Annotated in this window: 21 protein-coding genes and 1 riboswitch; of the genes, 5 read left to right on the forward strand and 16 right to left on the reverse strand. The window is 40.8% G+C overall.

Features of this window, described 5'->3' with window-relative positions; all coding sequences use genetic code 11:
- Window positions 1-37 precede the first annotated feature (37 nt).
- A riboswitch (SAM riboswitch) is annotated at window positions 38-142 on the reverse strand.
- A gap of 54 nt (window positions 143-196) precedes the next feature.
- Genes AWW68_RS14680 through AWW68_RS14690 form a run of 3 tightly spaced genes read right to left on the reverse strand, consistent with a single transcriptional unit; the run spans window position 197 to window position 2,198 of the window.
- Window positions 197-928: a hypothetical protein gene (locus AWW68_RS14680; RefSeq protein ID WP_068222486.1), complete on the reverse strand. Its 732-nt coding sequence runs from the start codon at window positions 926-928 to the stop codon at window positions 197-199.
- Window positions 925-1,674, reverse strand: coding sequence for an LVIVD repeat-containing protein (locus AWW68_RS14685; protein WP_068222491.1), 750 nt, complete (start codon window positions 1,672-1,674; stop codon window positions 925-927). Before AWW68_RS14685 ends, AWW68_RS14680 begins: the two co-directional genes overlap by 4 nt.
- Window positions 1,662-2,198, reverse strand: coding sequence for an LVIVD repeat-containing protein (locus tag AWW68_RS14690; RefSeq protein WP_068222495.1), 537 nt, complete (start codon window positions 2,196-2,198; stop codon window positions 1,662-1,664). The genes AWW68_RS14685 and AWW68_RS14690 overlap by 13 nt, the downstream gene beginning before the upstream one ends.
- A gap of 131 nt (window positions 2,199-2,329) precedes the next feature.
- On the opposite strand from AWW68_RS14690, the gene AWW68_RS14695 reads away from it, so the two are divergent.
- Window positions 2,330-3,232: a Ppx/GppA phosphatase family protein gene (locus AWW68_RS14695; protein WP_068222498.1), complete on the forward strand. Its 903-nt coding sequence runs from the start codon at window positions 2,330-2,332 to the stop codon at window positions 3,230-3,232.
- A 119-nt stretch (window positions 3,233-3,351) separates the two neighbouring features.
- Here AWW68_RS14695 and sufU read toward each other — a convergent pair whose 3' ends face one another.
- The 6 genes from sufU to AWW68_RS14725 all read right to left on the reverse strand — a co-directional run bounded on the left by sufU (window position 3,352) and on the right by AWW68_RS14725 (window position 7,845).
- On the reverse strand, window positions 3,352-3,798 hold the full coding sequence (gene sufU, locus AWW68_RS14700; protein ID WP_068222501.1) for a Fe-S cluster assembly sulfur transfer protein SufU: 447 nt from the start codon (window positions 3,796-3,798) through the stop codon (window positions 3,352-3,354).
- Window positions 3,795-5,012: an aminotransferase class V-fold PLP-dependent enzyme gene (locus AWW68_RS14705; protein ID WP_068222505.1), complete on the reverse strand. Its 1,218-nt coding sequence runs from the start codon at window positions 5,010-5,012 to the stop codon at window positions 3,795-3,797. Before AWW68_RS14705 ends, sufU begins: the two co-directional genes overlap by 4 nt.
- Window positions 5,013-5,258: 246 nt before the next feature.
- Window positions 5,259-5,675, reverse strand: a complete 417-nt coding sequence (locus AWW68_RS14710) for a molybdenum cofactor biosynthesis protein MoaE (RefSeq protein WP_068222508.1) — start codon at window positions 5,673-5,675, stop codon at window positions 5,259-5,261.
- On the reverse strand, window positions 5,675-5,914 hold the full coding sequence (locus tag AWW68_RS14715; RefSeq protein WP_068222510.1) for a MoaD/ThiS family protein: 240 nt from the start codon (window positions 5,912-5,914) through the stop codon (window positions 5,675-5,677). The genes AWW68_RS14710 and AWW68_RS14715 overlap by 1 nt, the downstream gene beginning before the upstream one ends.
- 202 nt (window positions 5,915-6,116) lie before the next feature.
- Entirely contained in the window at window positions 6,117-7,250 is a 1,134-nt protein-coding gene (gene moeB / locus AWW68_RS14720; protein WP_068222513.1) for a molybdopterin-synthase adenylyltransferase MoeB, read from the reverse strand.
- Window positions 7,243-7,845, reverse strand: a complete 603-nt coding sequence (locus AWW68_RS14725; protein WP_068222516.1) for a nucleotidyltransferase family protein — start codon at window positions 7,843-7,845, stop codon at window positions 7,243-7,245. The genes moeB and AWW68_RS14725 overlap by 8 nt, the downstream gene beginning before the upstream one ends.
- A 141-nt stretch (window positions 7,846-7,986) precedes the next feature.
- On the opposite strand from AWW68_RS14725, the gene AWW68_RS14730 reads away from it, so the two are divergent.
- Both AWW68_RS14730 and AWW68_RS14735 read left to right on the forward strand, forming a co-directional pair.
- Window positions 7,987-8,637, forward strand: coding sequence for a hypothetical protein (locus tag AWW68_RS14730; RefSeq protein ID WP_068222519.1), 651 nt, complete (start codon window positions 7,987-7,989; stop codon window positions 8,635-8,637).
- A gap of 344 nt (window positions 8,638-8,981) precedes the next feature.
- Window positions 8,982-10,316, forward strand: coding sequence for a hypothetical protein (locus AWW68_RS14735; protein WP_157717668.1), 1,335 nt, complete (start codon window positions 8,982-8,984; stop codon window positions 10,314-10,316).
- A gap of 61 nt (window positions 10,317-10,377) precedes the next feature.
- Here the strand turns inward: AWW68_RS14735 and AWW68_RS14740 are convergent, their stop codons facing one another.
- The 6 genes from AWW68_RS14740 to AWW68_RS14765 form a co-directional block, all read right to left on the reverse strand.
- A complete protein-coding gene (locus tag AWW68_RS14740; protein WP_068222525.1) occupies window positions 10,378-11,040 on the reverse strand; it encodes a peptidoglycan DD-metalloendopeptidase family protein in 663 nt (220 codons plus the stop codon).
- 203 nt (window positions 11,041-11,243) lie between these two features.
- Window positions 11,244-12,929, reverse strand: a complete 1,686-nt coding sequence (locus AWW68_RS14745; RefSeq protein WP_068222527.1) for an FAD-binding oxidoreductase — start codon at window positions 12,927-12,929, stop codon at window positions 11,244-11,246.
- A gap of 276 nt (window positions 12,930-13,205) precedes the next feature.
- On the reverse strand, window positions 13,206-14,357 hold the full coding sequence (gene argE / locus AWW68_RS14750) for an acetylornithine deacetylase (protein ID WP_068222530.1): 1,152 nt from the start codon (window positions 14,355-14,357) through the stop codon (window positions 13,206-13,208).
- A gap of 89 nt (window positions 14,358-14,446) precedes the next feature.
- A complete protein-coding gene (locus tag AWW68_RS14755) occupies window positions 14,447-15,841 on the reverse strand; it encodes a YfcC family protein (protein ID WP_221406003.1) in 1,395 nt (464 codons plus the stop codon).
- Between the two features lie 3 nt (window positions 15,842-15,844).
- Complete coding sequence (locus AWW68_RS14760) at window positions 15,845-18,880, reverse strand: WD40/YVTN/BNR-like repeat-containing protein (RefSeq protein WP_068222533.1); 3,036 nt, start codon at window positions 18,878-18,880, stop codon at window positions 15,845-15,847.
- 75 nt (window positions 18,881-18,955) lie between these two features.
- Window positions 18,956-20,200, reverse strand: coding sequence for a BaiN/RdsA family NAD(P)/FAD-dependent oxidoreductase (locus AWW68_RS14765; RefSeq protein ID WP_245660249.1), 1,245 nt, complete (start codon window positions 20,198-20,200; stop codon window positions 18,956-18,958).
- Between the two features lie 62 nt (window positions 20,201-20,262).
- On the opposite strand from AWW68_RS14765, the gene AWW68_RS14770 reads away from it, so the two are divergent.
- Entirely contained in the window at window positions 20,263-21,810 is a 1,548-nt protein-coding gene (locus AWW68_RS14770; protein ID WP_068222536.1) for an alkaline phosphatase D family protein, read from the forward strand.
- Window positions 21,811-21,817: 7 nt separating this feature from the next.
- Here AWW68_RS14770 and AWW68_RS14775 read toward each other — a convergent pair whose 3' ends face one another.
- Entirely contained in the window at window positions 21,818-22,237 is a 420-nt protein-coding gene (locus AWW68_RS14775) for an OmpA family protein (RefSeq protein WP_157717669.1), read from the reverse strand.
- A gap of 92 nt (window positions 22,238-22,329) precedes the next feature.
- On the opposite strand from AWW68_RS14775, the gene AWW68_RS14780 reads away from it, so the two are divergent.
- On the forward strand, window positions 22,330-22,818 hold the full coding sequence (locus tag AWW68_RS14780; protein ID WP_221406004.1) for a gluconokinase: 489 nt from the start codon (window positions 22,330-22,332) through the stop codon (window positions 22,816-22,818).
- Window positions 22,819-22,835 lie beyond the last annotated feature (17 nt).

Genomic DNA, 22,835 nt, shown 5'->3' on the forward strand with positions numbered 1-22,835 from the left:
CTGCGTTTTGACTTACCTAGAAATGCTGGAGGGGTTATTCTCATCTTTTCTCCGAAAGCTCGGAGCTAGGAATTAGCACCAGGTATTACCCAGGTTGCTAAGACATCTTCGGGCCTAGTCCCTCCGTCTTTCTTGATAAGTTCTGCAAAGTAAGCGATTCTTTAAATAATAAACAGTCGAATAATTAATAATTCGCTTATCGAAATATTCTGAATAGCACTTTAATATTTAAGTCGGCTGCGGGAATTACTGACTGGCCACCATCTTCTTCCAGATTGTAACCATACTGATGCTCATAGTCTTCAGGCTTACGGTCATCGGCAATAACCCGCCATTTCATAAGTCCTAGACCTACCGAACAATCTAAAAATACAGGGCCAGCCACGGGAGTTATAAATCCTAAATGAAGCCTACCTCCCCAACGATTTTGCGTTAATCCATAAACGGTTTCGCTGTAATATGAACAAGCAGCCCCACAAGATAATTTGTAGGTTCTTTCTCTATCATGATTTATCTGATTGTAGAAAAATTCAACCCCGAGGTAAGGCTGAAAAGTCTCATCACGGCCATCAGAATCAAAGATCGAAGCTACGGCTCCCTTCTTTAAGTCAGCTTTATTCATATATAATTTAAGCATCAATGACGACTTAAAACCCGATTTATTGAAGTAATAGGTTTGGTCATAATCATAGACATCTCTATCTATGAGTCTCCCATATCGGCCTTCCAGACTTAATGATTCATTCAGCATCAGTTCGGCACCAAAAAGATGTGATGGAAAATGGCCAACTAAGTGAGATGGAAAGTACTTTATAGAAAAACTGGGGAAGTTAGAGGAAGTTGAATCTGGCTGTTCTTGTACGTACTGTGCTCTTAGGTTCAAACTAAAAAGCAGGGAGAAATACAGGGAGAATAAATATTTCATCATTCCACTTTGGCCAAAACAGTAAGTACTCCAGAGGCAGTGTAGCTCATATTGTAAATATTCTTATCGGTTCTCACAATCAGATAACCTTGCGTATGGATAAGATCTAAAGGCGTTTCTCCTGTAAACTCTAAAAAACCTTTAGTCAATATGTTTTGAGGATCGCTGATGTCATGCATAGCCACCCCACCCCTTTCGCAAACAAAAAGATTTTGCTCATTTACTGTCAGTCCGTAAGGTGCTTCAGTCTGATAGCTTTTTATCAGTTGAGGGTTCTCGATATTCGATATATCTATTACATCTAACACCTCATCTGAATTAAACCGACAGCCAGTATTTCTGAGGGTAGAAAATGCGATTCCGTTAGCAGCCACAACTGGATCACATGCCGTAATATGCCTGTACGAGGAAAGTAGGTCTAGCTTGTTATCGCCATCAAAGCCAAGAAAGTAAACCTGATCATTACTACCTATAAATACCTTATCTCCATAAGGAAAAATTGTCTCTAAGTTGGAAGCAAAAAAAGGCAACTCCCTCACAAGTACTAAATCACCGTCAGCGCCAATAAAATATTGAATTACACTCCCCGATTGAAGTACCAAAAGATTATCTCCAACAATAGTAAATTTTGCCAAAGAACCACCAGTGCCCGTTCCACCTAAACTCGGATTAAAATCGTTGCTGTCAGATTCGCAAGCGAATACCAAAACAACCCAAACCAGGAACAAGATCCTTTTTATCTGTAGCATTTCGGACTGTTTATAGTGGTGAGCTGCCAGCCTATTACCTGGCCCCTACTAGGATCTACACACTCAAAATAATAACCGCTTACTGGAGGTACAGGCACCTCATATGAGTTACCATTGAGCACGTCTTCATGTTTGGCTATGATGTTGAAATTTTGAATATCATTCACATCAATCACCAGTAAAGAATTAAACTGATTTATATAGAGCACCCCATCTTTGAGTGCCATATTTTCAGAACCACGCACTTTTAAAAAACCTAGGTTTTGCGGAGAGCTGATATCAGAATTATCAATTATGTGCAACCCCTCACCTATTTCGTTAATCAATAAAAGCTCACCCTTCACATAAATTTGACCAGGGTTGTCTATGCTTCTAGCACCTTGAAGCTCAACCGTATTATTGGAGTCTGATGCATATATTGGTTTGTACCCTTCGATATCCGAATCGGGAAATTCTGGAGGCGGTTCAAAGCAGCCCAACAAGGCAAAGACAGTAAGAAGGAATAGAAAACACTTGGTGCGCATTATCAAATAAAATGAAACAGTAGTGCAAAAACAACAGCGTGTTGTTAAGTATTTATTACATGTATTTCTGTCACTCTATAAAAAGATCTAGGGAGTATCGGAATGCAGATATTTGCTATTAAATTCGAATAATGAAGCTTGCCGCTATCGACATAGGATCCAATGCCATTCGCTTTCAGGTCACACATGTGATGACTTATGAAGGCCAGCACTATTTTAAACGGTTAGAATATGTCCGTTTTCCACTGCGCCTCGGTCAAGACGTATTCAAGCTCAAGAAGATTGGTGAAAAGTCTGAAGATAAGTTTATCAGGCTTATGAATGCCTTTAAGCTATTAATAGACTTGTATGAGGTAGATCAGTACTATGCGTGTGCCACATCTGCCATGCGCGAAGCGGCCAATGGAAGAGAGATTACTAAAAAGGTGAAAGAGCTTTTAGGCTTAAAAATCAACATTATTAGTGGTGAAAGAGAGGCTGAGCTGATTAACCGAGTGGTAATGGAAAAACTAGGCAAAGGCACCTTTCTACATGTAGATGTTGGTGGTGGAAGTACAGAACTCAACCTAATTAAAGATGGTATAAAAATAGAGTCTGAATCTTTTAAAATTGGCTCGGTTAGAACCATTGAAAATGATTCTCCTAAAGGAGTATTAAAACGAATGAGTCAATGGATTGAAGCACAGGTTAAGGGTGCTAAAACAGCCATTACCGCCATCGGGACTGGTGGGAACATCAATAAAATCTATGAGCTTTCTGGTGCTAAAACAAAGACAAGGCTCATGAGAATTGAGTCGATATTGGAAGTGCAAGAGCATTTGGCAAGCCATACTTTAGACGAACGGATCTTCAAGTTACACCTGAATCCTGACAGGGCTGATGTGATCTTACCCGCCTCAGACATTTATTTGCACGCGATGAAGTCGGCCAATATTCAACGAATATTGGTACCAGATGTGGGTTTGAAAGATGGGATTATGCACATGCTTTTTGAGAAACACGTGAGGCAAAGTGTAATTCGGCTGAACGATTGATTGTTAGTCTAAAATCAGTATCCGCTACGTTTCGTAGGCGTTTCAGTATATGCCATCATTCACCCGTTCGATTTCATGTAAAGAGTTGAGCGGATTTCTTACTTGTCAAGGAAGCATTTTCAGCTTTGATTGAGGGTATCTAATTGGTTAAGTAACTCTTTCCAACTCAAGTCAGCGCAAGTTTTGCGCTCTGGAAATTCTCTCGCTGCCGCAAACGCCAAGAGGTTCTCATCATCAGTCAGTTCTTCCGGTTGTTTGTCAGAATCGGCATCTACTAATTCTAAGAACAACTCTACTTTTTGCCTTACTGTATCTAGCTCTACACCCTGTAAATGTTCGCACAACACAGCTGCTGAAGCCCTTGAAATAGAACAACCAGAACCACTGTATTTCAAGCATTTAAAACTGTTGTCCTCAATCAATATTTGCAAATCGAATTGATCGCCACACATTGGGTTGTATGCCCTAAATTCTAAACTGAAATCATTCAATTTCCCTACATATTTATCTTCTCTGGACTTCTGGAGAATAACCGTTTGATACAGAGATTTCAGTCTTTCGTTCATGAGAAAAATGCCTGAGTTTTTAAGAGAGCCATAACCAGTTTATCGATATCTGACTTGGTGTTATATATAGCAAAGGAAACCCGAACGCTTGCAGGAACCTCGAACCGCTGAAGCAAGGGCTGAGCGCAATGATGACCCGCTCTAACACATATGCCTTCTTCGTTTAAAAATGTACTGATATCATGGGGATGAATTCCATCAATTGTAAATGAAATAACCGGAGCTTTATCCTGTTCTCCACCCATGATTTTTAAGCCATTAATGGCCTTAAGAGAGCTTAATGCGTAGTTGGTCAACTCCTCTAAGTGGGTATCTGTCTCATTTTGGCTCAATTGCTTGATAAACTCTATTGCCGCCCCCAAACCCAAAACACCTGCAATATTAGGCGTACCTGCTTCATGCTTATGTGGAATATCCTGATAGTTAGAAGCTTCAAAAGTTACTTCCTTGACAATACCTCCCCCATAATTAAAAGGCTTCATTTCATTGAATAAGCTTTGCTTACCATAAACCACTCCCACACCTGTTGGGCCAAACATCTTATGAGCTGAAAATACCAAAAAGTCACAGTTCCATTCCTGAACGTCTACCCGATTGTGACTTAAAACTTGGGCTGCATCTACTAAAACCGGAGTTTGAGTGACTTCAGCCATTGTAGTAATTCGCTTGATATCGTTTTTAATACCCAGCACATTGGAACAAGCAGATAACGCTAACAGCTTGACTCGCTCTGACAGGTTCTGTTTAATCCACTCATAATCCAGATGACCAGACTCTAACACAGGAATAACCAAAAGCTCAGTTCCATAGGCTTTGCAAAGCTCTTGCCACGGAATAAGATTGGCATGGTGCTCGACTTGTGAGATCATTATCACATCACCTGACTTTAATTTGGGAGCCAGAAAACTACGAGCAATCTTATTGATGCCATCCGTTGCGCCAGCAGTGAATACAATTTCCTTCTCTGATTGTGCATTGAGGAAGTTCTTAACCTTTGACCTAACTTGATTGATTTTAACCGTATTCACATTGGCAGGCCAGTATGCTCCTCTACCTACGGTGCTATACTCTTTAGAATAGTAATTAGTGATGGCATCTATGACTGACTGTGGTTTCTGGCTGGTGGCAGCATTGTCTAGATAAATCAAATCTTTGCCGGTAGGGGTTTTCTGCCGAAAAATTGGAAACTGTGATTTGACTTGATCTATGTCCATGTTTTTATTCGTCTTTCAGAGGGGAACGCAATGAAGCGCAGAATCATGTTATCCATTTAGGAGACTCTTCGGTCGCTCACTCCCTCTGAGTGACGCTAACTTTGGAGTCTCTCCCGTGCACAACCCCTAAATCCCCTGAAGGGGACTTTTGGTTCATCGGTTCGAAAGCAATGACGGGTTTTCCTGCTCTCTGCTTCTTATCAATACATTAAACCTTAAACATTCATCATTCATCATTAAACATTATTACGGATGTGCTGACACCCATACCTCACCATCTTCAAAAACCTCTTTTTTCCAGATAGGTACTGTTTCTTTTAGCGTATCTATAGCAAACTCACAAGCGGCAAAAGATTCCTTTCTGTGTGGCGAAGAACAAGCGATAATCACTGCTTCTTCCCCTATTGGTACTTTCCCAACTCTATGGTGAATGACCATGTCGTGCAAATTCCATCGACTAACAGCTTCATCTGCAATCTTCTGCATTTCCTTCAAGGCCATTGGCTCGTATGACTCAAAGTCGAGGTACTGAACAGCTTTATCTTTGGTTTTGTTACGCACATTGCCAATGAATACTACCAGTCCACCGCTGCCATTGTCTGATACTAAATCGATGCAAGCCTGACTGCTAAGCCTATCTGATGTGATGTATATTTTCTCCATTAGCCTCCACTTACTGGCGGAATTAAAACCACCTCATCGTTTTCATTCAGTTGATAAGAATCGTCTACATAATTGGTGTTTACTGCAAATTTTAGTGAAGCCAGTTTCTCAAAGTCTGGAAACTGACTAATCAGATCTTTCCTCACCAATGACAGTTCCTGTCCATTCACCTCTAGCTCAAGGTGCTTTCCTCCCACAATGTCTTTGGCTATACCGAATGCCGTTATTTTTACTTTCATTTTTATTTCTACAATGAGGCGATAAAGAGATTCCTGATATTTTTCATCCTTGAAAAATTAGGAAGAAAAATTCTGGAATGACGGCTCAAACTTTATCAAACTCTAATTTAAAACGTCATTCAGAGCAAAGCGAAGAATCTCCCGAATTCAAACATGAGATTCTTCAGTCGTCCTGTCCCGTCTGACCTTCGGTACTGACGGGCTAGTAAGCCTTCATACTCGAGTCAATCTCTTGTTGCCATGCTGTAATGCCACCTTTTAAGTTGATCAGGTTTTCAAAACCTTCTTTCTGAAGTAATTCAATGGCCTTTTTACTTCTGCCTCCCATCTTACACATCATCACAACTTCTTTGTCTTTTGGAATCTCATTCGATCTGCTCAATACTTTATTCAGAGGGATCAACTTGCCTCCCAAATTAGCGATTTCGTATTCGTAATCTTCCCGAACGTCAATCAATTCCACAGCTCCTTTATCCAATCTTTCCTTCAACTCCTGAACGGAAATCTCTTTAATCGACTCCTGCTTCACTGCTCCCATACAGAAGGCCTCATAGTCTATCAATTCCTTAATCGTTGGATGCTGCCCACTAATCGGGTTGTCTGGGTTAGCCTCAATATTCAGCTTGAACGTAGAGAAATCGAGCGCATCAAAAACGAAGAGTTTCCCGCTAAGTAACTCACCCATTCCCACCAAAAGCTTTATTGCCTCATTGGCCATCATAGAACCGATAATTCCTGGTAGAACACCTAAAACTCCACCTTCACTACAGCTAGGCACCATTTCTGGCGGTGGTGGTGTGGGAAATAAGTCGCGATAATTAGGGCCTCTACTTCCATCAGTTTTCAAGGCATTAAAAACCGAAACCTGGCCTTCAAACCTAAATATGGCTCCATATACCAAAGGCTTTTGAAGCAGAAAACAAGCATCATTCACTAAGTAGCGAGTTGGTAAATTGTCTGAACCATCAACTACTAAATCATATGGCTCAATCAACTTCATTGCATTGAGCGAGTTGATCGGACTTTCATACACATCGAACTGAATTGACGGATTGAGCAGACTCAGTTTCTCACTTGCTGTTTTGGCTTTTGATTGACCGATCTCTTTGGTATTGAAAAGTACCTGACGCTGAAGGTTAGACAGACTGACCTCATCGAAATCTACTATACCGATTCGGCCGACCCCAGCAGCAGACAAATACTGCAAAATGGGTGCACCTAAACCTCCGGCTCCAATCACCAAAACCGATGAATCGATCAGTTTTTGCTGACCTGATTCTCCGAATTCAGGAATAATGATTTGGCGGTTGTAGCGAAGTAAATCGTCTTTATTCAAAAGCTTTTAGAATTTGTTGATAGTCTTCAGGCGTATCAATATCCTGAATAAAATGATCAGAAGAAACCTCAATTCGACAAACACTTTCCGAATTCCTCTGAACGACAGCAGAACAGCCATTCATCTCGGTATGGTTCAATATTTCCTGAAAATGCTTCTGAGCAAAAATCACAGGATTCCCCTTCTGACCTTTGAAAAAAGGTACCTGAATACTGTATTCATTTTGATTGGCAAATGAATGCATCAAAAAGCAATAATCTTCAGCCTTGAGCAATGGCATATCACCCAAACAAATCATCACTGCATCGGCATCGTCAATCGCCCTTAATCCTACCTGAATAGAAGTGGTTTGGCCCTTATGGTAATCTGGATTATGAATGATTTTTAATTTTTGTCCCAAGGCATCAGGATTGATTTCTGATTCGACTAAATCTCCATCTCTTCCAGTAACTACCACAATCTCATCTACCCCAGCAGCCAATAGCTGCTCTAAAGTCTTCTGAACAACCGTAGAATCTGGCAGCGGTAGCAGCATCTTATTCTCTCCCATTCTAGAGGAAAGTCCGGCAGTAAGAAGTATGGCGGAAATTCGCATGGCTAAAGATAGAGATAAGCGAGAAAAGTAAATAGGTAGTATTAGCCAACCCTATTGGCGGTATAATGATACATTTTCACTATCTATATAGAATGTAGTGATAGAAAACTGTGTCATTATTCAACGTTATCAGCAAATTGGATGAACCACGCGAAAAAACAAGAAATAGCTTCATCATTTCCTATAAGATACGAAACTGGAGATCTTAATGTGAATATTTCATTTAAAGAGTTTGAAGTATTTGACAGTGGCATTTTTTCATCGACTATGGATGAAAAATGGAACATATTCGTATTAAAGGACAAAATCCACTTCGCCCACAGCTGGACTGACGTATGTATTTTTCAATTACAGTTTTCTAAGAACGAAGATTCCGTTCAATTGACCAAGTTTCGAGTCAATCGTAATCAAAATAAGCACAAAAGTCACGACTTGAAACAAGATACCATACTGTTAAAGAAACTACTTCAATTGTATCTCAACAGAGAAGACATATACATAGACCCCAAGCTCAATCTCCCGCTCATAAAAAATACAATCCTCGAAATTGATCCAGAAAACTTATGTAAAAAATCAATTGGCTCGAATAACGTTGGACTTACTCGCAGTATTTATGAAGTACTAACTGATGATGAACAGAGAAAATACATACATGTAATTGGTTGGGAAGAATTGAAACAAATGATTTCAACGATGGATGAAAATGAACCTTTGATAAGTCTCTATATGGAAAATAAGAATCAAAATTGGGCGAAACTTACTACTTTGATAAAGAAGGTAATAGATTTTTAGGAAAAGTAAGAACCGAGGGTAGAATAAGGAGCAGCTAACATAAGTTATACGCAATGCGGCTGATGGTGGTACTGAAACTTTTGCGGTTTGTAAAATGAATAAAATTTAAACCACAGCTTTGGCTACCGAATGTGCTCGATTCAAAACTAGCGCTTTTGAATCACGCACTGCTCATAATCACCTTCCCATCTTCCTCTCATTCAACCATTTTCTTTAATACCCACTCTCTATCTCCACATGGCGAATACGCGCATTTTTAAAACCCCGTAATTATACGGTTGCCACAAGAATTGATATTCGGCAGCTTTCGACTTTAAAACCTCAATTAAATAAACTCAATCACAATGATGACTATCAACTTTCATAACAAAACAGGTAGCAAAGACCTGTATTTGTTTTTCGATTATGCCGATGCACTAACTTCTGGCGTTACCGGCTTTTCAAACATGAGCTACAAACAGCCATGGAAAGACGGCAAATTAGCATTAGATAAGCCATTCACTTGTAGTTTCGACTGGATCAACTCAGGTACTTTTTGGTTTTTAATGACCAATGAAACTGGCGCTAATACCATTACTAACCATCCGAATACCGCTATGGGCACTGCCGATCCGAACTGGGTTGGTGGCTTCTTTGAGCTCACCTCACTGGAGTCAGATAATATGGCCTATTTTGATGTAACCAATGTTGACCAGGTAGGCTTGGTTTGTGGTGCTAAGTTTAGCGATGGCACCCATTGCGGCTATGGCGAAACAGCTAATGAATTAATTTCAGGACTCATCAATGGCTGCGGACTTAGTGCCGACACATCTGCTGAAGTCTCAATTAAAGGAACCGATGGTACTACTTACAAGAAACTCTGGGGACCTACAGTTGCTCAGGTAAGCTCGCAATATAGTGGTGCTTATGATGCCTACATTAAGGCCATTAAAGACAATATAACTAAACTTACCTTCAATGCGGATAGCACTATTGGCTCTCCTCACTGCGGAACACAGTTGGGCTCATTCAAATTCACCGGCTACTTTGGAGCACCGAAAATGATGCCTGCAGGAAGTTCCATTACTGACATGAATGACATTGTAGCCTCCTTCGAAGCCATAGATTGTCCGAAAAAGGGAGACATCACTTACATCTACTTGACCAAAGAAGCACTTAATGGAGGAACTATTATGAGTGGTAGTAGCTCTGGTGGAATGTATGTTTATCCTGCTTTTGAATACGCCAACCCAACTACACCAAGTAAAATTGAAAAAGGTGGTTGGGCCAATGATGTGTCACTTAACTGGACGGCTACAGGAGCCAATGCCGTAAAAGACACTACTTGTTTTCAAGCTATGATATCTAGTGTTGGCCGTGACTTAGTCACCGCTATGAACCTCGGCTACATTGGGGTGACTCAAAAGCATAATGACTTCGTGTATCAAGATACATCTACTTACGCCAGTGCAGAAACACAGAAGAAATACATCAACGAATGGAATAAATACATCACAGAAAATTCTGACTCTTACGGAATGGCCTACTCTGACGGAACACATGCCAAAGTGCAGTTTCATCCGCCAGTAAATGGTACCATAGACTGTTTTGTACTTTCACAGGACGATCCGAGCACTGACACTTACTGGTCTAAGTATGTGGCTCCAAAAACAAAATCAGGCAAAGGAGGAGGAAATTAAATCACCTTACTTGTACTGATTAGAAATGGCAAGTACAGAAATGTGCTTGCCAAAACTAGCTTCACTTTCCAAGAAGCAAAGCTGGGTCTGGGCAATTCTCCAAAAACCTCTTCTTCTCGCTGGCTTTGCAGACTCCAGGGTAATCTCCTTTAAGGCCTTCCATATCGAGCATAACTTGAAAATGAAGGTGTGGTGGCCAATGAAAATTCTCATGGTAAGCACCCAAACTGGCAAACTGCTCTCCTTTCTTAATCAGCTTTCCTTCGTATAGACCATGCAGAGACATAGTGCTTAAATGGCCGTAAAGTGTATAGAAGATCTCATCATCAATTTCATGCTCAAGGATAATCACTGGCCCATAATCTCCATGCACTCTATGATTGGCATAAGAATGCACAGTTGCCTCTAAAGGTGAGTAAATCGGAGTCCCTGCTTTGGTCCAAATATCAATGCCCAAATGGATGGTTCTTGGTTCTTCATCAGAAAACAAGTCACTTCTAGAGTATAGACTTCTCTCCTCTCCATAACCACCAATTCCAGTAGTGCAGTCATTCTTATCCAACACCGCTTGAATATATTCTGTGAACTGCTGCTCATCGTTTAGATCTATTCTATCGAGCTCCTGATTATTCTTACTTAAATCGAAGTGATGTAGTTTTTCTTGATCGAATTTGATGACTCGTGCTGGTTCAATATGGTTTTTGGATAGCAGTTCTTGTAGCATGTGCGAATATATTCAAGACTGAAGAACTTGGTGCTAGACCCAGCTACAAAATCATCAATAGGCAATATTCATTGATGAGGAGGACATCAACAAAAAGTACTTATGATAAGGCTTCAAATGATTGAAGCTTTTAACACTTGCACATGTAAAACAAAGAAACCCCAAGCACTGCCGGGGTTTCAGACCTCAATAACCTTAAAAAGTTAGATAATGCTCTTTCGGATTCGTAAATGGTTATACGGATCTTCTACACAATCTTCTTTTATTCGAACTAATTCGTCATAATTCTGAGCAAAATAGGTTTTAGTAGGAATTGAGCTGTCCTTAAAACTGATAAAGGCGCCAGAAGTATTTGGAATATTATAATCTCGAGCTACCTCCATCCAATCGAGCGCTCGGTTAGTGCGGTTATACACATAATTATTCTGTTTTTCTTTGGCTTCAGATTCGTGTGTATTCCACCATGTCTGATATTGAATGGTATAGAGCTTGTCTTTAAATGGAAATGCGCTATTACCACCTTCAGGGTTTTCACGATAGTAGTCTCCCACAATAGCACCTAGGGTTACGTAGGTAAATAGGCCTAATTTCCGGTTACCTTCCAAAATAAGCTCGGAAGTTAAACTCTGCAAAAATGCTTTATACCCTTCATTTCCAAGCCCTTGTGAATCTACCAAACGAGAGGTAATTTTATGTGGAGCAGGATCGTCATAGTCTGGCGGCAGTGGTTTGCCTTCTAATAATAACTGGCGATGCTCTTCACTTTCAACCGTTACATTTTCACCATTGCGATAACGGGCTTCTAAAACCTTATGATAAGATACACGTGCCCAATCACTCATCAGTTGGTCACCATAAGCGCTGTTGGACTCTGTACCACCATGATTCGGGTTAATGTCAATATGATTAGGCTCTACACCCTTAAACCATTCCTCTATAAACGCATTAAGGCTATCTTCATCGCCTTCCCAATAGCCATACATTCGGCAATTATGGCAAACTGTCTCATAGTCGAAGGAGTCACCAGATGCTGGCTTTCCATTTACCTGTAGGTTTGTACCTATCAACCTGCTGGTCTGGTCAGATTCAATTACATTTTCCCATGCTTTGAGCACCTTTATTGTAGGATAACTACACGTTGGTTCATCACAAAATTCATCTGGATAAAGATTCCAATCTAAATTGAAGCGAATAAGTACTTTTGGCAACGGGAAAGTTTGAACTCTAAACTCAGTTACCAATCCGTAGCTCATTGGGCCGCCACCTCGTAAGGCCCAGAGGAGATCTGGCACATTGTCTCCATCAGCATTTATTATAGCTGAATGACCATTGCCTAACACTATGTCGACACCCATTAGTCTTTCGCAACACATACCGTACTTTCTAGTCCAGGGGCCCCAGCCCCCTCCCATAATAAAACCAGAAATACCTACGGTAGCACAAGTGCCATGAGGAATCATTACGTCTTCATCGGCAAGCTTTGTGGTTAAGTTTTTGAAGATATTTCCAGGACCTATAGTAGCTAACCCATTTTCATCAACATCAACAACGTCCATTCTTGAAACATCTATGAGTATGGCATTTGTGTCTATGCATTCCCCCTCATGATCGTGCCCTCCTGCACGTATCCTCACAGGTAGCTTAAGTGCTACAGCAAGCCGATAAGCAATTACAACATCGACCTTGTGTTTGCAATAGATTATGGCCCATGGTTTTTTCTGGAAGCGCTTATTAAATATTTGACAATGTTTGTTGTAAGCAATTTGGTGAGCCCAATCACCTGCTATAACCATAATCTCGGTTTCAGCTGTAACTTCCTCGTTTAATTGACCTAAATACTTGGAGAGGAGCTCATGATGAGAATCATGAGCAGATAACTCAATTTTCATAAGTGTGTGTGTTTTAAAGTTTAAAGAATCTCTTCTAAGTTCTATTTATTAAAATTTTGCCATTAATTCCATTTATGATTTCAAATCCTTTAATTTTTTCAATGAACGGGTATATGAAAGTACTATAACGCCTTGAGTCTTCGGTCTGTATTAATCTGATGAATAAACAATAGGCGTTGAATGACGTCAATCGTTCTAGCCTTATCTTGGAATAGATAATAGGGATATAGATTCCCAAACACAAACGAATATGACAACTTACTCTTAAAGAAGTACTTAGGAGAGTTTTTGGATTAGTCGTTGCATAAACTCCACTCCCATTTCCAGCTGTTCCTTATGAATGAATTCATCAGCTCGGTGGGCTTGAGCAATATCTCCAGGGCCACAAATCATCGCTTCAAACCCCGCTTCTTGAAATTGACCTGCTTCCGCAGCATAAGACACAGCATTGGTAGTATCATTATTGGCCAATTCTTTAACCAGTGCCACTATAGACTGGTTTTCCTTTGTATCAAGTCCCGGAACAGCCGGATGCTTGTAGGAGTTGGTAATCTTGAAGCCTGAGAATACTTTTCTTAGCTCCTCCTCTCTTTCGCGGCAATAAGCCTCAAACTCAGCTAAAATTTGCTCTGGAGTTTCAGACGGAATAGTTCTTACGTCCCAATTAAATACACATTCTTGTGCAATGATATTTGGTGCCAGTCCACCTTTGATGTTGCCAATATGAATAGAAGTGTGGTTCGGAGTAAACCTATCATCAGTTGAGCCCGCTTCAATCAAGCTATTCATTTTATTTTCCAGCCAAAGAATCAACCGCATTGATTCATGTATGGCGCTTACTTCCTGCTTGATTCTGCTACTGTGCCCTTCTGAACCAGTCACCTTGGTGTGATAAATACAAATCCCCTTCTGCCAGACAGTTGGCACCATCATGGTTGGTTCACCTATAATGGCAAACTGAGGTTTCTCATCATAGTAGTCGTTAATAGCCTGTGCTAACTCAGGAGCAGCTAAACAACCGATTTCTTCATCGTATGAAAAGGCAAAGTAGATCGGTGCTTTGAGTTCAGCTTTTACCATCTCTGGCAGAGCAGCCAGGCAGCAGGCCACAAAGCCTTTCATATCGCATGAACCACGTCCGTATAGTTTGCCGTCTCCTTTGTCTGTCAACACAAAAGGATTACTAGTCCAGTCTTGACCTTCTACTGGCACAACATCCGTATGGCCTGAGAGGATTACACCACCATCTACAGCAGGACCTATTCGGCAGTGCAATGAGGCCTTTGTTCCTTCTTCATTCGGCACCAAAACCGTTTTCACACCAAAACCTTCGATATATTCTTGAATCCAGTGAATGATAGATAAATTACTTTCTCCTCCCAGAACAGGGAATGAAACGAGCTTGGATAAAATACTTTCTACATGCATAGGTAATTGAGAAATTAGTGAATTAGTCGGAAGTCAGAAGACGGAAGTGATTAAACATTGAACATCAAACATTAAACCTTTAAACAGAACTACTGCCAATTGATAGCTACTACAATCATAAGTGTAATCCATGATATAGCCAGAACTATACCTACAATTGGTAAAATAAATTTCAACCATTTATCGAACGGAATTCGGCACATAGCTAGCATAGCAATTAGTCCGCCCAAAGTTGGATTGAAAAGGTTAGTTACTCCATCGCCAATCTGAAAAGCCAGAATCGTTGTCTGGCGTGTCAGTCCGAGTACATCGCCTAATGGAATCATAATGGGTAAAGTAGCTAAAGCCTGACCACTTCCCGATGGGATAAAGAAATTGATTAAGCATTGAGAGCCTGACATAGCAATAGCGGAACCATAAAGCGGTAAAGTCTTTAAGCCTTCGGCCAAATTAAATGCTATAGTGTCACTTATGTTCCCCATTTCCATAGCCACTTTTATGCTGGTGGCAAAACCAACCATAAAAGCCCCGGGAGCCACCACAGAGACAGATTTCAATGCCGTTTCACTTATAGTTCTACCACTTTGCCCTGAGACTATTCCTGCTGCAATTGAAATCATTAAGAATATGGCAGAGATCTCATTGATGTACCAACCCCAAGTGAACACTCCATATAACATAGTCACCATGCCACCGACAAATACTAGCATCACCAGCCAGTTGTTGATAGTCAGTCGATATTCAGCTAAAGGCTTTGAAAGCTTGAAACCGTCAGTATCTATTCCTAAGGAAAGAGACTTTTCTGGGTTTTTAATAATTCTTTTGAAGTATCGCACATTGAAATATGCGAGAAAGCTTAATGCTGTAAAGCATAGAATGGAACGTACCAGCCAACCTGAAAACATAGGTATTTCTGCCAAGGTATGTCCTGTTCCTACTGTATATGGATTAACTGGAGAAAGTCCGAAGCCTACTGTTACAGCTCCAACAGAAATACCAGCAGCTAGCATAAGATCACCGCCAAGAGCAAGAGAAGTTATGGCTGCTATTGGAATGAGTGCAATGTTGTTTTCGTAACCAATAAACACACCCAAACAACCAAAAAGGTAAGTCATTAAAATGACTACTAGAAACCTTCTTTCAACACCTAGTTTTTTTACGAACGTGCCCACCGCATTTTCTATCATTCCAGATTTCTCTAGAATGCCGAACATAATGCCAGAAGAAAGCACCACAAAAATGATGGAAATAGCTGAGGCAAAACCTCCGGGAATGGAAAGAAAAGTATCTAAAAAAGAAAGTGGTGATGGTTCTACTTGATGATAAGAATCAGGAATTACTCTGCTCCGACCATCTACCACTTCCCTTTCAAACATACCTGCCGGAATGATATGGCTAAGTATGGCCGTAAGAATGATAATGGCAAACAGCATCACTATTGGATGCGGAATTTGCCAATACCATTTCTTATTCAGCTTGTTCAAACTCTATTTCAAAGATTCGAACTCTTTCTTTATTTCTTCGAACTGTGCTTTCAGCTCTTCAAAACGTTCGTAAGCATCTTGACCTGGTCTTTGGTCTGCTCTACCAATCATGCTAGATAGGTAACCAGTTTGAGACGCAAGCATTGGCTGCATATAAGTACCTGGAGGAGTTACCAACTTGTAATAAATAGCATCTAGTGCTTCTTTCTTGCGCTGATCTCTTCTGCTTGCTTTTTCAGTGTCTAGGCTATTTTTCAATGCCTCTCTCTCCTCATCCATCGTAGCTATTAGCTTTGAAACTTTGTCACTGAAGTTCTGAATTTCAAGCGCTAGTCTCTCTTGCTCGGCTACGTCTGCATCGCTTACTAAAGTAACGCGTGGGTCTAACTTCACATTGAAGTCTTCTTCCATCACTTTATCGCCCACAGTAAGTTTAGCCCTAAATTTGCCCGTAGCAACCATTGGTCCGTTACCCATGTACGCTCTTCTTGGGTTATTGCTCCAACCACCTGCATGGCGCATGTTCCAGCTATAACGGTTCAATCCCTGATTATTAGGTAAACCACCAGCTGCAGGAGGATTAGAGAACTCAGTAGACATGTCTCTTTCAGTATTCACTGGAGGACTAGGTCTGCCATTCACAAAAGTTCTTACCACATTACCTTCATCGTCTAGAATATCTAACTGAACCTTCTGATCCTGATCTTTAATGTAATAGTCGATAGTAACTCCCATTCTGTTGTATTCTGGGCCATTGTAATCACTTCTTGCGTACATTCTATTACGAACACCATCTTGAATATCGAATAGGTGCGCCTGCTGATTTTTAACGCTTCCAATTTCTCTCAGACTTACAATGTTATCCATAATCCAGAAGCCTCTACCCATGGTAGAAAGCACTAAATCATTGTCCTTAATCTTAATGTCGGTAATTGGTGTAACTGGTAAGTTGTTGTTGAATGCCTGCCAGTTCTTACCATCATCGAAAGAGATGAACATTCCGAATTCTGTTCCAGCATAAAGAACTCCCTCTTTTTTAGGGTCTTCTCTAATTACTCTGGTAGGGAAGCCATCAGGTAAACCGTTAGTTCCAGGAGTTAATAACTCCCAAGTTTTACCGTAGTCTGTAGTTTTATAGATGTAAGGCTTGAAATCATTATCTAATTGATATCTCAACACAGACACATACGCTTTAGCTGGGTTGTGCGGAGAAGGCTCTACGGCATCTACTCTACCACCAGTTGGCATATTTGGTGTTACATTTTCCCAGTTTTTACCACCGTCCTTAGTTACGTGAACAGGTCCGTCATTAGCTCCTACCCAAATTAGACCTTCCTTCAGAGTAGACTCTCTGATAGCGTAAATAGTACTGTAATACTCTTCTCCCGTAACGTCTCTAGTAATTGGAGAGCCAGGAACAACTTGGAACTCAGGGTCGAAAGCTGTTAAGTCTGGAGAAATGATCTCCCAAGTTTTACCATCATCGGTTGTTTTGTGCACGTACTGAGACGTGTGGTATACCACATCAGGATTATGAGGAGACACATGAATTGGAGCCACTCTCTGGAATCTGAACTTCAAGTCTTTAGGGTTGTGTCCGTAAATGTTGGTTGCCCCAACATAGTACTGAAGCTCTTGACCTGTAGTCTTATCATATACCCCGAAACGTCCTTTACAGTTAGAGTACACAATATTTGGATTACCCGGCTTTGGCACTGCTGGCCCAGTTTCGCAACCGCCAGTATTGATAATGAAAGCATTGCTTCCCGCCTGAACACTCTGAACTGGCTCACTTGGCACTGCAATGGTGCTTGAGTTATCTTGCTGACCAGCGTATAGCCAGTAAGGATATTGGTCATCTACTTCAACTTGGTAAAGCTCGGCAGTTGGTTGGTTGAACTGAGTAGACCAAGTTCTGCCATTGTCTAAGGTTACATTAGCACCGCCATCGTTGGCTTGAATCCAAATAGAAGTATCGTTAGGGTTAATCCAGATGTCATGATTATCTCCATGAGGAGTAGAAATGCTTTTCCATGTTTTACCACCATCTTCAGACTTAATAAATCTCAAAGAGTTGTTATATACCACATCGGCATTCTTAGGGTTAGATTCAATGTTGGTATAGTAAAACGGTCTGTTTGTTAGGTTGCTATTGTCCGAAACAAATTCCCAAGTAGCACCTCTATCGTTAGAGCGATAAAGCCCTCCCATATCGTCAGATGCTTCAATATTCGCATATATTCTATTCGGATCGGCAGCCGAAACTGCTAAATCTACTTTTCCAATGAGTTTGTTCGGTAGGCCGTTGGCCAATTTCGTCCAAGTTTTACCAGCATCGGTAGACTTATAAACGCCACCTTCAGTAGAACCACTGATAATTGTCCAAGGCTTTCTCTCACCTCTCCATGCACCTGCATAAATAGTATTCGGATCGTCTGGGGCTAGCTCTAGATCAGAGAAACCTATGCTATCAGAATGGTAAAGCACTTTATCCCAAGTTTTACCACCATCGGTAGTCTTAAAAACACCTCTTTCCTCATTTCGGCCGAAGGCTTGACCAATTGCTGCTACATAAACAATGTTAGGATTGTCTGGGTGAATTTCTACTGCACCAATTTGCCCTGACTCCTTCAAACCAATGAAGTTCCAAGTTTTACCAGCGTCTGTACTTTTGTATACCCCTTTTCCTGCAATTACATTAGAACGAAGTCCATCAGAACCTGTTCCAACATAAACTATTTTCGGATCTTTTTGGTAAACGCTAATGGCACCAATAGAAGGCGTTGGAAAGTAACCATCGGATACGTTCTTCCACGACATTCCGTAGTTGTCGGTTTTCCAGACACCACCACCAGTGGCTCCCATGTAGAAAACGGACGGTTGACTGGCTACTCCGGCAACGGCAGTAACTCTACCGCCTCTTAAAGGGCCAACGTTTCGATATTCGTAATTCTTTAGTATTTCCTGAAGGTCTTGGGCGGAAAGACCGACACCGAGCAACATCAGGAAAGCGCTAAATAAAAGCGATTTTGTTCTCATAGAATTTTAAAGGTTTAGAACTGGGAAAATAATACAAAACCCTTAAAAACGGAGATAGGTATTTGACGAGTGGAACTAGGCAAGACAATGCTTGCCAGCAATATAGCCGGTAGTCCATGCAGCCTGAAAGTTGAAACCTCCGGTAACTCCATCTATATTAAGCACCTCTCCTGCAAAATAGAGGTTATTTACTACTCTGCTTTGCATGCTACTGAAGTCTACTTCTGCAAGGTCTATTCCTCCGGCAGTCACAAATTCTTCTTTAAAAGTGGTTTTGCCTGAAACGGGGTATTGGTCATTCACCAACACTTCTATCAATTTATTGATATGTTTTTTTGATACTTCTGCCCATGGCTTTTCTAAGTCAACCTCACATTTATTGAGTTGAAACTCCCAAAAGCGCTGAGGCAATTCAAAAGGACATAAGTTCTTCAGTAGTTTCTTTGGCGAATTTTGTCTAACCAAATCAATCTGCTCTTTAACCTCAAAATCTTTCGAGCTACCAAGCCAGTTTACATGCGCTACGAATTGATAGTTGAGCTCATTTAAAGTTCTGGCACCCCAAGCTGAAGTTTTAAGCACTGCTGGCCCACTCATTCCCCAGTGTGTAATTAGTAAAGGGCCTGATTGCTCTAGTTTAGTACCCTGAATTCGGACAGTGGCATTCGGTACCGAGAGCCCCATTAACTTGGTAATAGGGTTCTTTGGCATATTGAATGTAAAAAGTGATGGAACAGGCTCTATAATCTGATGTCCTAAGTCTTTCAACCACTGAAAGCCTTCCTTTTTTGGTTGTCCTCCAGTTGCTATAATTACTGATTGAAATATTTCTTTGGTACCATTAATCACCAACTCAATAGAATCTTCATGGCTAACAATCTCTTGTACTTGACTTGAAGTTCGAATTTGAACACCAAGCCTTTTGCATTCTTGCATGAGACAGTTGATGATGGTTTGCGACTGATCCGTTGTAGGAAACATTCGTCCATCAGGTTCTGTTTTTAAAGCCACGCCCCTATTCTCAAACCATTCAATGGTATCTTTAGAGTTGAATTGTCCGAAAGCTTTTTTTAACTGCTTCTCACCCCGTGGGTAATGTTTAGCGAAGCCAGATATGCCTTCAAAACCATTGGTAACATTGCATCTACCGCCTCCAGAAATCATTACTTTGGCCAGCAGCTTACTGGTTTTCTCAATGATAAACACTTGGGCTTCTGGATGATGTGTTTTACAGGAAATGGCGGCAAAGAACCCTGCAGCTCCGCCTCCAATAACAGCTACCTTCTTAGTTGTATTCAATGTTAGCTCTACTTTTTTCAAACATAATATTTAATTAAAGAACCTTTGACCTACTGCCCTTAACTTCGTCAACAATTAGACTTATGAAAAAGATCAACCTACTTCTGTTACTTGTATTTGTTTTCTTTGCATGCCAAAAACAAGAAAGCCACTCACCAGTAGCCGATCCGTTAAGCAATTACTATGAAGCTTCTCTAAAACCATTTTACCATGGCGTTGCGTCTGGCGACCCGCTTCAAAATGCAGTAATTATATGGACTAAAGTAACTCCAGAAGATAGCTTACCAGAACTAACTGTTCAATGGGAAATTTCAGAAAATGAAAACTTCAATGAGCCAACCCAAACTGGAGAAGTAATCACTAATCCTGATAAAGGATATACCGTAAAGGTTGATGTAAACGGTTTAGAACCAAACACTAAGTATTTCTACAGATTCAATTATGAAGGTGCAAATTCATTGATTGGCGAAACGCAAACAGCACCTTCCGAAAGTAATGAAGCCTTGAGATTGGCCATTGTAAGTTGTAGTAATTATGAGTTTGGCCCCTTCAATGGTTATGGTGCTTTGGCTGAAAGAAATGACATAGATGTTGTTTTACACCTTGGAGATTACATTTACGAATATGGCGAAAAGGGCTACGGAGATACTACAACGGGCAGGTTCCATATGCCTCCACATGAGATCATCACACTAGAAGATTATCGCACAAGGTATGCTCAGTATAGATTAGATAAAGACTTAAGAGAAGTCCATCAACGCATTCCTTTCATCACCATTTGGGACGATCACGAAATAGCGAATGACTCTTATGTGGATGGCGCTCAGAATCATCAAGAGAATGAAGGCGACTACAATGACCGCAAAGCAGCAGCTAGAAAGGCTTATTATGAGTGGCTACCGATAAGAGAGTCGAAAGAGCTATACAGAAGCTTTTCTTATGGCGACATGGCCGATTTAATTATGCTAGACGAACGATTGGCTGGCAGAGTAGCTCCCGTAAAAAGTGCTGATGACCCAAACATTGCAAGTGAAGAAAGACTGATGCTAGGAACTGAACAGCTTTCATGGTTCAAAAACGAATTATCTGAATCTGATGCTCAATGGAAAATAATTGGCAATCAAGTAATATTCAGCTACCTAAACTGGGGTTTCCCTACTTTCCAACTGAACCTAGATTCTTGGGATGGATACCCTTATGAAAGAACAGAGATCATTGACCATATTAGAAATGAACAAGTAGAAAATGTGGTTTTCGTAACTGGAGACACACACTCATCTTGGGCATTAGAAGTTACCGAAGATGCTTTTAGCGACTACAAAACCAATGGAGCTGTAGCGGTAGAATTCGGCACAACGAGTATTAACTCTGGAAACACCAACGATAGGGCTGGCACCACAGACGAGACCGTGATGGAGCACGAACAAAACATTACAGGTAGCCCTTTGAATCCGCAACTCAAATATGCCAACCTGAGAGACCATGGATATTTAGAGCTTATACTTTCTAATGATCAAGCTGAAGCGATTTGGCATTATACGCCAGACAAAAGAGTTGCTTCAAGAGAAATGGTAATTGGCAAAAAGTTGATTACTAAAAGTGGTTCGAACAAAATTGAAGAACAGCAATAAGAAATAGCTAAATGGCGAGCCAGAGAATTATATCTACTCGCCTATTTTTCCTTCTTCCTTCTCGGGTTGAATTGTCATAAATAGGATTGAATAGCCCGAAATCTCGTATTTCAATAGACTCTGGCTTCACTTTCTCATTTGAAATAAGTTTGTCTACCACAGATTGACCACGCATTTTACTCAGCCACTCATTGTACTCCTTTCCTCCCACATTATCGGTATGGCTATGCACAGTGATCAAGAAATTATGAAGATGAGGAATTGAGTCTAAAAAATGCTGTAGCTCTTTGTTCTGTTCTCGGTCTACGTAGAAGCTTCCACCTCCAAAATACACACTCTTAATAGCCGAAGGCTCACCAAAGCGTTGGGCAAAACCCAACGAGTTGATGCTTAACAGAATAGCAATGGATAGCAGAAGGGATTTCACGTGAATAATTTACAGTAAGAAACGATTTATGCCTAATTCTGTTTCTGAATTTAATGCCTTGCCTTACCTTGCAGACTTAGCAAACGCAAGAATTGAAGCAGATAATCCTCATCATGGGTATATGTGGTTGTGGAAAAACCACTGTCGGCAAAGAACTTTCTAAGTCTTTGGGAATACCATTCCTAGATGCAGATGACTTTCATCCTAGAGAAAATGTAATGAAGATGAGCCGAGGCCAGGCATTAACAGATGAAGATCGTTGGCCATGGCTCGCTGCAATTGTTGAGCATATTCAGCATAATCATAGAAACAGTTTTGTCTTGGGCTGCAGTGCGCTTAAAGAGTCTTATCGGGCATATTTAGGGCAAAGACTTCAAGTGCATCCTGTCCTACTAGAGCTATCATTCGAAGAGGCAAAAGCCAGAATGGATCAGCGTAAAGACCATTTTATGCCTAGCTCATTAATCCAATCTCAACTCGATACACTTGAAATTCCTAAAGATGGATTGAAGCTTTCGGCTACCACTCCTTTGAACGAATTGGTAGATAAACTCGATCAAAACTTCCGCAAGTTGCTGTAAATACCTAATTTCTGGGC

The sequence above is a fragment of the Roseivirga spongicola genome, from assembly GCF_001592965.1.
GTDB lineage: Bacteria > Bacteroidota > Bacteroidia > Cytophagales > Cyclobacteriaceae > Roseivirga > Roseivirga spongicola.